11 protein-coding genes are annotated in these 12,201 nt (G+C 40.9%); 2 read left to right on the forward strand and 9 right to left on the reverse strand.

Features of this window, described 5'->3' with window-relative positions; translation table 11 throughout:
* The first annotated feature begins 158 nt into the window (after window positions 1-158).
* Window positions 159-4,019, forward strand: coding sequence for an LPXTG-anchored pullulanase SpuA (gene spuA / locus HT715_RS02135; protein WP_172922810.1), 3,861 nt, complete (start codon window positions 159-161; stop codon window positions 4,017-4,019).
* A gap of 75 nt (window positions 4,020-4,094) precedes the next feature.
* Here the strand turns inward: spuA and HT715_RS02140 are convergent, their stop codons facing one another.
* Genes HT715_RS02140 through HT715_RS02150 form a run of 3 tightly spaced genes read right to left on the reverse strand, consistent with a single transcriptional unit; the run spans window position 4,095 to window position 6,287 of the window.
* Window positions 4,095-4,859, reverse strand: a complete 765-nt coding sequence (locus HT715_RS02140) for an amino acid ABC transporter ATP-binding protein (RefSeq protein WP_000942261.1) — start codon at window positions 4,857-4,859, stop codon at window positions 4,095-4,097.
* 9 nt (window positions 4,860-4,868) lie between these two features.
* Window positions 4,869-5,591, reverse strand: a complete 723-nt coding sequence (locus HT715_RS02145; protein ID WP_000362517.1) for an amino acid ABC transporter permease — start codon at window positions 5,589-5,591, stop codon at window positions 4,869-4,871.
* Between the two features lie 3 nt (window positions 5,592-5,594).
* On the reverse strand, window positions 5,595-6,287 hold the full coding sequence (locus tag HT715_RS02150) for an amino acid ABC transporter permease (protein WP_004256697.1): 693 nt from the start codon (window positions 6,285-6,287) through the stop codon (window positions 5,595-5,597).
* Window positions 6,288-6,309: 22 nt separating this feature from the next.
* On the opposite strand from HT715_RS02150, the gene HT715_RS11805 reads away from it, so the two are divergent.
* Entirely contained in the window at window positions 6,310-6,495 is a 186-nt protein-coding gene (locus tag HT715_RS11805) for a chlorohydrolase (RefSeq protein WP_078929755.1), read from the forward strand.
* Here the strand turns inward: HT715_RS11805 and HT715_RS02160 are convergent.
* From HT715_RS02160 to HT715_RS02190, 6 genes are all read right to left on the reverse strand, one after another.
* Window positions 6,473-7,351, reverse strand: a complete 879-nt coding sequence (locus tag HT715_RS02160; protein WP_000039542.1) for a transporter substrate-binding domain-containing protein — start codon at window positions 7,349-7,351, stop codon at window positions 6,473-6,475. The genes HT715_RS11805 and HT715_RS02160 overlap by 23 nt on opposite strands.
* An 11-nt stretch (window positions 7,352-7,362) precedes the next feature.
* Complete coding sequence (locus tag HT715_RS02165) at window positions 7,363-8,361, reverse strand: uroporphyrinogen decarboxylase family protein (RefSeq protein WP_050207584.1); 999 nt, start codon at window positions 8,359-8,361, stop codon at window positions 7,363-7,365.
* 2 nt (window positions 8,362-8,363) lie between these two features.
* Complete coding sequence (locus HT715_RS02170; RefSeq protein ID WP_000823549.1) at window positions 8,364-8,567, reverse strand: hypothetical protein; 204 nt, start codon at window positions 8,565-8,567, stop codon at window positions 8,364-8,366.
* A 9-nt stretch (window positions 8,568-8,576) separates the two neighbouring features.
* Window positions 8,577-9,584 (reverse strand): uroporphyrinogen decarboxylase family protein, encoded by a 1,008-nt coding sequence (locus HT715_RS02175; RefSeq protein WP_000202170.1) that lies wholly within the window; start codon window positions 9,582-9,584, stop codon window positions 8,577-8,579.
* Window positions 9,585-9,802: 218 nt separating this feature from the next.
* The gene (locus HT715_RS02180; protein ID WP_000229791.1) at window positions 9,803-10,852 is read right to left on the reverse strand and encodes an LLM class flavin-dependent oxidoreductase; all 1,050 of its coding nucleotides are present in this window, start codon (window positions 10,850-10,852) and stop codon (window positions 9,803-9,805) included.
* A gap of 206 nt (window positions 10,853-11,058) precedes the next feature.
* A complete protein-coding gene (locus tag HT715_RS02190) occupies window positions 11,059-12,195 on the reverse strand; it encodes a mannitol-1-phosphate 5-dehydrogenase (RefSeq protein ID WP_000682963.1) in 1,137 nt (378 codons plus the stop codon).
* Window positions 12,196-12,201 lie beyond the last annotated feature (6 nt).

A 12,201-nucleotide genomic window follows, 5' to 3' on the forward strand; every position in this document is an offset into this window, starting at 1 on the left:
TTTCATTGAGTATTATTTCCATTATTTATACTGATATATAAAATAATACGGAAAACTTCTCAAAAGTAAGAATTTCTTTTACAAACAAAGGAAAACGCTTGCATATTGTTTTACTACATGCTATACTGGTATAGAAATTTATTGATTGGAGAATCATCATGAGAAAAACACCAGCTCAAACTGAGAAAAAAATGGTCTACAGCATCCGTTCCCTCAAAAATGGAACTGGTTCTGTCCTTATCGGCGCAAGCCTTGTCTTGCTTGCCATGGCTACACCAACTATCTCAGCCGACGAAAGTACACCAACCACTAACGCAAATAATAGTGAAACTACTACTGCCCTTGCCCAGCCTCTTACTGATACAGCAACTAGCACTGGTAAGAAAGAAAGCGATTTTTCTTCACCTAATAATGCAAACGCTTCCCTAGAGAAAGAAGAAAAACCTGCAACAGAGGCAACCACTCCTGTTGCAAGCCCAGCCGATTCAGCACCACAAACTGGAGAAGATCGTTCAAGTGAGACAACTACTTCTACTAGTCCAGTAACGACTGAAACTAAGGCAGAAGAGCCCATCGAAGACAACTACTTCCGTATCCACGTCAAAAAACTTCCTGAAGAAAACAAGGATGCTCAAGGACTCTGGACTTGGGACGATGTTGAAAAACCTTCTGAAAATTGGCCAAACGGAGCCCTGTCCTTCAAGGATGCCAAAAAAGATGACTACGGCTACTACCTAGATGTCAAATTAAAGGGAGAACAAGCCAAGAAAATTAGCTTCCTCATCAACAATACAGCTGGAAAAAATCTAACCGGCGATAAATCTGTAGAAAAACTGGCACCAAAGATGAATGAGGCTTGGTTAGACCAAGATTACAAGGTTTTCTCTTACGAGCCACAACCCGCAGGAACTGTTCGCGTCAACTACTACCGCACAGATGGCAACTATGACAAGAAATCTCTCTGGTACTGGGGAGATGTGAAAAATCCAAGTAGCGCTCAATGGCCTGACGGAACAGACTTTACGGCTACAGGTAAATACGGTCGCTATATCGACATTCCTCTTAATGAAGCCGCGAGAGAATTTGGATTTTTGCTACTAGATGAGAGCAAACAAGGAGACGACGTGAAAATCCGTAAAGAAGATTATAAGTTCACAGATTTGAAAAATCATAGCCAAATTTTCCTAAAAGACGATGACGAATCGATTTACACAAATCCATACTATATCCATGATATCCGTATGACAGGTGCCCAACACGTAGGAACTTCTAGCATTGAAAGTAGTTTTTCAACACTTGTCGGTGCTAAAAAAGAGGATATCCTCAAGCACTCCAACATCACTAATCACCTAGGAGAAAAAGTAGCTATTACCGATGTTACAATCGATGAGGCTGGTAAGAAAGTGACCTACAGCGGAGATTTCTCTGACACAAAACATCCTTATACCGTTAGCTACAACTCTGACAAATTCACTACCAAAACAAGCTGGCGCCTGAAAGATGAGACTTACAGCTATGATGGCAAACTGGGAGCTGAACTCAAAGAAGAAGGAAAACAGGTTGATTTAACTCTCTGGTCACCAAGTGCTGATAAGGTTTCTGTTGTTGTCTACGACAAGAATGACCCTGACAAAGTAGTTGGAACTGTCGCTCTTGAAAAAGGGGAAAGAGGAACTTGGAAACAAACTCTAGATAGCACAAACAAATTAGGAATCACAGATTTCACTGGCTACTATTATCAATACCAAATCGAGCGTCAGGGTAAAACTGTTCTTGCACTCGATCCTTACGCTAAATCCCTCGCTGCTTGGAATAGTGATCTTGCAAAAACAGACGCTTCCCATAAAGTGGCTAAAGCCGCCTTTGTAAATCCAGCTAAACTAGGACCTCAAGACTTGACTTATGGTAAGATTCACAACTTCAAAACTCGTGAAGATGCCGTTATCTACGAAGCTCATGTGCGCGACTTCACTTCAGATCCTGCCATTGCAAAAGACTTAACCAAACCATTTGGGACTTTTGAAGCCTTCATTGAAAAACTAGACTATCTCAAAGACTTGGGGGTAACCCACATCCAGCTCCTTCCAGTCTTGTCTTACTACTTTGTCAATGAATTGAAAAACCATGAACGCTTGTCTGACTATGCTTCAAGCAACAGCAACTACAACTGGGGATATGACCCTCAAAACTACTTCTCATTGACTGGTATGTACTCAAGCGATCCTAAGAATCCAGAAAAACGAATCGCAGAATTTAAAAACCTCATCAACGAAATCCACAAACGTGGCATGGGAGCTATCCTAGACGTAGTTTATAACCATACAGCCAAAGTCGATCTCTTTGAAGATTTAGAACCAAACTACTACCACTTTATGGATGCTGATGGGACACCTCGAACTAGCTTTGGTGGTGGACGCTTGGGGACAACCCACCATATGAGTAAACGGATCCTAGTTGACTCTATCAAATATCTAGTTGATACCTACAAAGTGGATGGCTTCCGTTTCGATATGATGGGAGACCATGACGCCGCTTCTATCGAAGAAGCTTACAAGGCTGCACGCGCCCTCAATCCAAACCTAATCATGCTTGGTGAAGGTTGGAGAACCTATGCTGGTGATGAAAATATGCCTACTAAAGCTGCTGACCAAGATTGGATGAAACATACCGATACTGTCGCTGTCTTTTCAGATGACATCCGTAACAACCTCAAATCTGGTTATCCAAACGAAGGTCAACCTGCCTTTATCACAGGTGGCAAGCGTGATGTCAACACTGTCTTCAAAAATCTCATTGCTCAACCAACCAACTTTGAAGCAGACAGTCCTGGAGATGTCATCCAATACATCGCAGCCCATGATAACTTGACCCTCTTTGACATCATTGCCCAGTCTATCAAAAAAGACCCAAGCAAGGCTGAGAACTATGCTGAAATCCACCGTCGTTTACGACTTGGAAATCTCATGGTCTTGACAGCTCAAGGAACTCCATTTATCCACTCCGGTCAGGAATATGGACGTACTAAACAATTCCGTGACCCAGCCTACAAGACTCCAGTAGCAGAGGACAAACAACCAAACAAATCTCACTTGTTGCGTGATAAGGATGGCAATCCGTTTGACTATCCTTACTTCATCCATGACTCTTACGATTCTAGCGATGCAGTCAACAAGTTTGACTGGACTAAGGCTACAGATGGAAAAGCATATCCTGAAAATGTCAAGAGCCGTGACTACATGAAAGGTTTGATTGCCCTTCGTCAATCTACAGATGCCTTCCGACTTAAGAGTCTCCAAGATATTAAAGACCGTGTCCACCTCATCACTGTCCCAGGTCAAAATGGTGTAGAAAAAGAGGATGTAGTGATTGGCTACCAAATCACTGCTCCAAACGGTGATATCTACGCAGTCTTTGTCAATGCGGACGAAAAAGCTCGCGAATTTAATTTGGGAACTGCCTTTGCCCATCTAAGAAATGCTGAAGTTTTGGCAGATGAGAACCAAGCAGGACCAGTCGGAATTGCCAACCCGAAAGGACTTGAATGGACTGAAAAAGGCTTGAAATTGAATGCCCTTACAGCTACTGTTCTTCGAGTCTCTCAAAATGGAACTAGCCATGAGTCAACTGCAGAAGAGAAACCAGACTCAAGCCCTTCCAAGCCTGAACATCAAAATGAAGCTTCTCTCCCTGCACATCAAGATCCAGCTCCACAAGCTAAACCTGATTCTACTAAACCATCTGCAACAGTAGCTGATTCAGAAAATAAACCTAGCCAAGCTACAACTGGTTCACAAGCTTCACAACCAGCACAAGAAGCACAAGCATCATCTGTAAAAGAAGCGGTTCGAAACGAATCGGTAGAAAGCTCTAGCAAGGAAAATATACCTGCAACCCCAGATAAACAAGCTGAACTTCCAAATACAGGAATCAAAAACGAAAACAAACTCCTATTTGCAGGAATCAGCCTCCTTGCGCTCCTTGGTCTCGGTTTCTTACTAAAAAATAAAAAAGAGAACTAAACTAGCCCTCCTATAGAACTATCCCCCAAGCCTTAACGCTCGGGGGATTGATTTTTGCCCTGATAAGCCTATCTATCAAATCATATATTCTACACTATAGGTCGCATCCGAGAGTATTCGTGCCAAAAATTGCTTGGTTCGTTCTTCTTTTGGACGACTAAAGAAATCATGGGCATTATTTTCTTCAACAATTTTCCCACCGTCCATAAAAATAACATGATTGGCTACATCTCTAGCAAAACCCATCTCATGAGTCACTACTACCATAGTAACTCCTTCTTTAGCTAACTGTTTTAAAACATCTAAAACATCCCCTACCAACTCTGGATCCAAGGCCGATGTTGGCTCATCTAATAAAATGACCTCTGGTTTCACAGCAATGGCACGCGCAATACCGATTCGTTGTTGCTGGCCTCCAGAAAGCTGAGAGGGATAGTAAGCTTTATAAGCTAGTAAACCAACTTTTTCTAAGGCAGCTTCCGCACGTTTTGTTGCTTCTTCCTTAGGAATTTTCCGAGCAATAATCAAGCCCTCCAAAATATTTTCCAAGGCCGTTTTATTAGCAAATAAATTATAATGTTGAAAAACGAAAGCAGTCTTCTTGCGAATTTCTAAAATATCTTTTTTAGTCAATTTTCCAAGGTCGTATTCTTTATCAGCAAGCTTCAAAGAGCCACTATCGGCTTTTTCTAAATGATTGAGACATCTGAGAAAAGTCGTTTTACCTGATCCAGATGGCCCCAATATTACAACCACATCCCCTTGGTTGACCTTGAGATTAACATCTCCCAGGACTTGTCTGTCTCCAAATTTTTTTGCAACATGTTCTACTTGTAACATTGTCTCCTCCTATGCTAAACCTGTACTGGGCACTACTTGTCCCTTTCTTCTTTGAATATAGCGTTTCTCTAAGATTGAAAAGCCCCATTGAATCAATCCGCAAATAAGAATGTACTGTAAAAAGATCACAAAATAGGATTCAAAATACTGATAACCATAAGACGCTTCAACACGGGCAATGGCTGTAATATCCTTAATGGTCATCACAAAGACCAAAGAGGTTCCTTTTACAATATTTATGACTAGATTAGCCAGATTGGGCAAGGCTGATTGCAAGGCCTGTGGAAAAACAATCCTCACATAAGCCTGACTAGTGGTTAAACCAATCGCTTGTGCAGCTTCTAATTGTCCCTTATCCACAGTCAAAATAGCCGAACGTAAGATTTCTGATAAACTACCTGTTGTCATCAAACTATAGATAATAAAAGCATAATAGATCGGATTGAGTTTAAAGATATCAACATCACTCCCTATGCTTTTGAGAAATTGATTGAGCAAACTCGGAAACAAACTATAAAAGAAAAGAATCAGCAAAATCGGAGGTGTTGCTCTTATAAAAGCTAGATACACGAGAGAGAAAGTTCGAACACCTTTGACTTTATATATTTGTCCCAGAGCTAAAAACAAGGCTGGTCCAAAACTTAAGACCATGGCTACAATCATAATGATTAAGGTGGTTGGCACCCCTTTTAAGGTCTCTAAAAAAGTTTTCGCAATATAGTCTAAATCCATATCCTATCTCCCTTTCGTTTCCAAAGATTTTTCTAACAAGCGACTCAAGAAGGAAACAGCCAAGGCTACACCCCAATAAAGAATGGCAACCGCTGTATAGGTTTCAAGAGAGTAATTCCCCAAATTGCGACTGATTAAGAGATTCCCAGCTCCCATGACATCCACAAAACCAATCGTATAGGCTAGGGCAGCGTCCCGCATCAAATTTAGAATAGCGGTCGTCATATTTGGAAGAGCCACTTGAAAAGCCTGAGGAAAAATGATTCTCCAAAATGTCTGACTAGGGGTCAGACCAATACTGACTCCAGCTTCCATCTGACCTTTGGGAATTGCCTGATAGGACGCCTTAAATACTTCTGCAATGATAGCCGCAAATAGCAAGACCATGGTGAATAAGACGAAGACCGTCTTAGACCAGTTGTTGATATCTAAATTCAGCCACCATTTTAAAAATTCAGGTAAACCATAAAAAACTAAAAACAGTAAGACAATGGGGGGAGTACAGCGAAGAGTGAAAATATAGCCCTTAGAAAGACCTGCAAAAGTCTTGTCTTCTCCCACTTGAGCCCAAGCCAGTAAGCCACCGAAAAGGGAACCAAGGATTGTAGTAAAAAAGAGAATGGACAAGGTCATCGGAAGAGCCTGCCATAAGGTGGGTAAAAATTGGAACACTCTTGAAAAGTCATATGAAACCATGTAAACCTCTTTCTAATACTCAATGAAAATCAAAAAGCAAACTAGGAAACTAGCCGCAGATTGCTCAAAACAGTGTTTTGAGGTTGTGGATAGAACTGACAAAGTCAGTAACCATACCTACGGCAAGGCGACGTTGACGTGGTTTGAAGAGATTTTCGAAGAGTATAACACGCCTGACTGCTCATCTAATCTCTATCAACGTAGCTAAAAACATCTTCTTTGAAGTATTTTTGAGAAAGTTTAGCTAGAGTTCCATCTTCTTTTAATTCTTTAATCGCTTTTTCATACTCTTTAGCAAACTTCTCACCCTTTTCATCACGGTGAATCAAGGGATAGGTTGGAATTCCTTTATAAGGGAACCAGCTAAGTTTGTCCGCATATTGGTGGTAAGAACCATCCTCTGCTGTCACTGCTTTTTCAAAAGACAACTTGATGTCAAAGAAAGCATCATAACGTCCTTCTAAAACCCAAGCATAAGCATCTGCCACCTTGAAAGATTCAGCAGCTGTCAACTCAATTGGTGTATCCTTGTGCTTGTCATTATAGCTATTAATCACATTCCACTGGGCATTTTGAGGAGAGATGGGTACTAATTTCCCTTTATTTTTGGCGAAATCATCAATATTCTTATATTTAGCTTCATCTCCTTTTCTGACAGTAAAACCAATAATGCTGGCTCCTACTGGCTCAGATGGAATAATGAATTTCTTAGCCCGTTCATCTGTATACCAAGCACCTTTAGTTCCAATATCGTACTTGCCAGACTCAAGTCCAATCAAGAGATCATCATCACTAGTTCCAGTATACTCAAATTTATAATCTGCTAATTTCTCATCCACCGCCTTTAAAACAGCGACTTCATAACCATCTGATTCCCCTTTTTCGTCAATAAAATCATAAGGGACATAGTTTTGAGTATGGGCAACTTTTAAAGTTGTTACTTGTCCAGACGAAGCTGCATCTGCACCTTTAGCAGATGCTCCCGACAAAGTCCTACCAATAATCGTTGCTCCAAGCACTGCCACAACCGCAACTCCACCAACAATCCATGTTTTCTTACTCATATTCTTCTCCTTTATTTAGCTACTGCTTCTCTCACCCACTGGATACGCTCCACTGCAATATCGTTTGGAATGGTACAATCTGCTCCAAGTATGAGGCCATCTTTCCCTGTTTCTTCTACCAATCGTTTGGTTTCAGCCTGAATTTCTTCCTTACTGCCTCGATAGAGAAGGCCGTCTTTACCGTTTTCAAATCCTCCCAGAACAGCACGACCCTTGAAAATCTCACGACCTTCTTTTAGGCTAATCCCTTCTGGACCAACTGCCCAGTTAAAAACATGAGCTGGATAGTCGGCAAAGATATGAATATCGTTTCGGGCTCCTTCATAGCCACAGATATGAAGGATATTTACCCCACCAACCGACTTAGCCGCATTTAAAACAGTCAGTTCACTCGGCTCAATAATCTCCTGATAGGCTTCAGCAGAAACACGCGCATCCTGAATACTTTGCACACTGAGATAAATACCATCTACTCCTGCATCTTTAATAATAGCTTGACTCAAGCTAGCGATATCTTGCGCAATCACATCAAGTACTTTTTTCAATTTCTGAGAATCTTGAACTAAGAAGTCTGCAATGAGATCATCTCCACCAGACACTTCTCCAAGTAACCATTTGAGGTAGGTCACAGGCGCAAAAATATTGTAAATAGCAACAATATCTTCCGTAAACTCCTGCTTAATCTTCTTCACTAATTCTACCTGCTCTCTAATCCACAGATGATCTTCACCCAGAGGTTGAATCTCCGACAGCTCTTGGAGTGACTTTCCTTTGGCAATAACTGGATTTGGATAAGCAAAATAGCCATCACTCATCAACTTGATAAAGTCTGGATGTAGGTCACGGATAAAACGTTTGTGACCTTGTATGTTCTTTTCAATAATCACAGGATTGGAAAATCCCTTTAACCATTCCTCTTCTGATGTAAAGTGGTGCCAAAAACCTACAGGTACACGGCCAACCACTTCTCCTCTAAATGCTTTTAAAACCCAGTCTCTTTTTTCTGACATCTCTATTTTCCATTTCTTTCTTTTTCAACTAATAAAACACTGGCAATATCATTGGTTTGAATAAAGGGAAGACTTCTCTTCTGAAAATCCTGAATCCCATGACATCTTGGCCCTTCCTTACAAGCAAGTCCCTTTGTAAGACTGATCGCAAGTAAGATGACAAAGCCGAGGGCCGTCCCTACCAATAGCCACTTTTTTCTTTTCATAAGGCTCTCCTATTCTAACATAGCAGCCTGACGAATCCAGTCCAATCTTTCTAATTCAAAGTCATCTGGAACCGTGCAATCCGCTCCAAGAAGGACTCCTCTAGTCCCAGCTTCAGCCAACAATCGTTTGGTTTCCTCTTGTAGTGCAGCCTTTCTACCTCCATAAAGCAGGCTCTGCTTCCCATTTTCAAAACCACCCAAGACCGCTTTGCCATGAAATAGCTCCTGACCTTGAGGTAAACTGACTGCTTCATGGTGGGTTGCCCAATTGAAAACCTGGGCTGGATAATCTTTGAAAATAGTCACATTGTTACTGGCACCTTGGAAACCGCAGATATGCAGGATATTTACCCCACCTACCTGATTGGCAGCTTCTAAAACCTTTATGTTACTTGGCTCAATATAGGTCTGATACAATTCTGCTGTGATGCGCTCATCCTGAATTTCTTGTGTACTGAGATAGATTCCATCTGCTCCACCATCCTGAATGATTTTTTTAGTTAGGATAGCGATATCCTCAGCTATCACGTCTAAAACATCCCTGAATAGCTCTGGATTTTCAAGAAAAAGATCTGAAACCTCCTTATCACCTCTAGAAGTCTCTGTACGAAACCACCTTTTCAAATAGGAGATCGGAGAAAAAATATTGTAAAATGATGCAATGTCCTCAGTGAAGGTTGCTCGAATAGCCTCTACCACTTCTACTTGTTGCTGAATCCAAGGATGGTTTTCACCAATCGACTCAATAGAAGCTAACTCCTGAAGACTTGTAACCTTAGGACTGTAGACATTACTTGGATAAATGAAAAATCCGTCACTCATCATTTTGACAAAATCAGGATGGATTCTTTCAACGTACTTCCGATGTCCCTCTACACTTTTTTGAAAGATACGTGGATTATTTAAACCTTGTCCTTTTTCCTCCAGTATTACAAAATGAAACCAAAAGCCAACAGGAACCCGTTCCACCTCTTCTCCTCGAATAGCTCTAAAAACTAGCTCTCTTTTACTTGTCATACTTCTCTCCTTCCATTTGGATTGAAACCATCTTACCACTCCTTTTGACCTTTTCCCAATATATATTGACTATCGACTTGATTGGGATTGTTTATATCAATAGAGAAAAAAATCTCTGAAAAGCTTGATTTTACTAGCTTTTCAGAGATTTTTTCTGTTTATTGCTTTTTAAAATAGTTGTTATATAGATTTTTTATCAGCCTGATTAGTATTTTTTATTAAGCCTCTTTCATGGCAAAGTAAGCCCGGACTTTGGGTGCTACTTGTGTTCCGAATAGTTCAATAGCTCTCAGAACCTGATCATGAGGCATAGAACCAAGAGGTAGGTGCAACATGAAGCGGTCCAAATCTAAATCCTCTATCATGCGAATCAATTTTTCGGCCACCTGATCTGGATTGCCCACAAACATGGCGCCATTTGATCCTACCTGCTCCAAATATTGCTTATAACGCAATTCTTGCCAGTGTGGACGATCTTTGGAAATAGCATCCACTACTTGCTTGGTCGGATGGAAATAATCTTTCACAGCCTGCTCGCCATCTTCAGCAATCCACCCCCAAGAATGGACCCCAACCTTTAGTTCATGACTGGCATGGTCTGCTTCGCTCCCAATCTCACGATAAGCCTGAATCAACTTTTTAAAATAACGAGGGTTACCACCAATAATGGCATAGACAATCGGTAGGCCTGCCTGAGCAATCTTTACTGTTGATTCGACATGACCACCTGTCGCTATCCACAAGGGTAATTTGTCCTGAACTGGACGAGGATAAACTTCTTTACCAGCAATCGTTTGGGTCAATCGACCTTTCCAGTCTAGCTTTGTCTTTTCATTGACTAACTGGAGCAAGTCTAATTTCTCATCAAAAAGGGCTTCGTAGTCTTTCAAATCATAGCCAAACAGAGGAAATGATTCCGTGAAAGAACCCCTTCCAGCCATAATCTCCGCACGTCCATTTGACAAAGCATCGATAGTGGCATATTGTTGGAATAAGCGAATCGGATCCATGCTCGAGAGAATGCTGACTGCACTGGTCAAACGGATTTTCTTGGTATTGACTGCCCCAGCTGCCAGGACAATCTCTGGGGCTGATACTGCAAAATCCTCTCGATGGTGCTCACCAATCCCATACACATCCAAACCAACCTTGTCAGCCAGTTCAACCTCTGCTAGCAACTGGCGAATGCGTTCGTCATGACTGTAAGTTTGCCCAATCCCTTCAAGCTCCGTTGTTTCCCCAAATGTTGAAATTCCCAATTCTACCATTGTGACTCTCCCTATCTACTCTGTCCTTCAATTTGAAAAATTATTCTAATACTCAATGAAAATCAAAGAGCAAACTAGGAAGCTAGCCGCAGGCTGCTCAAAGCACTGCTTTGAGGTGGTAGATAGAACTGATGAAGTCAGCTCAAAATACTGTTTTGAGGTTGCAGATGGATGCTAACCTGATTTGAAGAGATTTTCGAAAAAGATTAAATATACTCTACAATTTGCTCAATCAATTCTGGGTCGTCTAAACCTGTAACTTGTATAACAACATCTTTGACTGATTGTTTAGCCAACAATTCACCTAATCGAATACTTTCTTCATCATTTACATCGCGATAGTCAAAGGCATAGCCAACTGTTTTAAGTAGGTTTTTATATGACAAACTGAGTTCTTTCAATTCACGTATCGGCCGGATGAATCGTTCATTATAGCCTAATTTTCGGATTGGAGTACGAGCTACGCGACTAACTTCGTCCACTATGAAAGGATTTTCAAACCGTTCTATAATGACTTTGTGATAATTCTCCAATTCTTTTTTATCAAAGTTCCATTTGGCAATCAAGAGACTCCGAATTTCAGCTAATACAGATTCAATCCGAGATTTGATATTAGGATTTTGAAGAGCTTCCAAAATTGTCTTGGCACCATAATGCGCACCAATGTAAGCTGAAGTTGCATGTCCAGAATTGACTGAAAAAAGTTTTCGCTCAATAAAGGGTTCTAAATCTTCTTCATAATGCACATCTTTTAGACGTAAATCTGGATTTTTAAGACGCTTGGTTTCCACGACCCATTCATTAAAGGGTTCGACCACAACAAAAAGGGAATCTTCGTGACTTTGTGCTGGAACAATCCTGTCTACTGCAGCATTTGGAAAACCTATGTAGTTATCAGCAAATGTCAAACCTTCCGGACTTAAATATTTCTTGACTTCTTGATAAAGAAATTGAGACCCGCCAATCATATTTTCACAGGCCATAACATCCAATGCCTGTGTATTTCCTGCAACTCGGCGAGCTTCGATTCCTTTGGCTAGAAGTTCAGCGATAAAAGGGAGTATATTAGGTCCGATTGCAGTAGTAATAATATCCGTCTTTTGAATCGCTTCAATGACTTGCTCAGGATCTTCTTTGCTATTAATGCCAGCCACATTAGTTACTTCTATACGAGACTGTCCTTTCTGTGCAATTTCAATTTCATACTTGCCCTTTTCATTTAGAGCATGAATTATCTGATTATTGACATCCACAAAATCAATATGGAAACCATTTTTAAATAGAATTTCACCTATAAAACCACGACCGATATTACCGGCACCAAAATGAACAGAATGTTTCATTCAATT

The organism is Streptococcus sp. 4155 (genome assembly GCF_013276695.1).
Classification (GTDB): Bacteria; Bacillota; Bacilli; order Lactobacillales; family Streptococcaceae; genus Streptococcus; species Streptococcus pseudopneumoniae.

Excerpts from the sequence above, each read along its gene's own strand:
- spuA (WP_172922810.1), top strand. The coding sequence starts at position 159 with ATGAGAAAAACACCAGCTCAAACTGAGAAAAAAATGGTCTACAGCATC.
- HT715_RS02140 (WP_000942261.1), bottom strand. The coding sequence starts at position 4,859 with ATGTTACAAGTAGAACATGTTGCAAAAAAATTTGGAGACAGACAAGTC.
- HT715_RS02145 (WP_000362517.1), bottom strand. The coding sequence starts at position 5,591 with ATGGATTTAGACTATATTGCGAAAACTTTTTTAGAGACCTTAAAAGGG.
- HT715_RS02150 (WP_004256697.1), bottom strand. The coding sequence starts at position 6,287 with ATGGTTTCATATGACTTTTCAAGAGTGTTCCAATTTTTACCCACCTTA.
- HT715_RS11805 (WP_078929755.1), top strand. The coding sequence starts at position 6,310 with ATGAAAATCAAAAAGCAAACTAGGAAACTAGCCGCAGATTGCTCAAAA.
- HT715_RS02160 (WP_000039542.1), bottom strand. The coding sequence starts at position 7,351 with ATGAGTAAGAAAACATGGATTGTTGGTGGAGTTGCGGTTGTGGCAGTG.
- HT715_RS02165 (WP_050207584.1), bottom strand. The coding sequence starts at position 8,361 with ATGTCAGAAAAAAGAGACTGGGTTTTAAAAGCATTTAGAGGAGAAGTG.
- HT715_RS02170 (WP_000823549.1), bottom strand. The coding sequence starts at position 8,567 with ATGAAAAGAAAAAAGTGGCTATTGGTAGGGACGGCCCTCGGCTTTGTC.
- HT715_RS02175 (WP_000202170.1), bottom strand. The coding sequence starts at position 9,584 with ATGACAAGTAAAAGAGAGCTAGTTTTTAGAGCTATTCGAGGAGAAGAG.
- HT715_RS02180 (WP_000229791.1), bottom strand. The coding sequence starts at position 10,852 with ATGGTAGAATTGGGAATTTCAACATTTGGGGAAACAACGGAGCTTGAA.
- HT715_RS02190 (WP_000682963.1), bottom strand. The coding sequence starts at position 12,195 with ATGAAACATTCTGTTCATTTTGGTGCCGGTAATATCGGTCGTGGTTTT.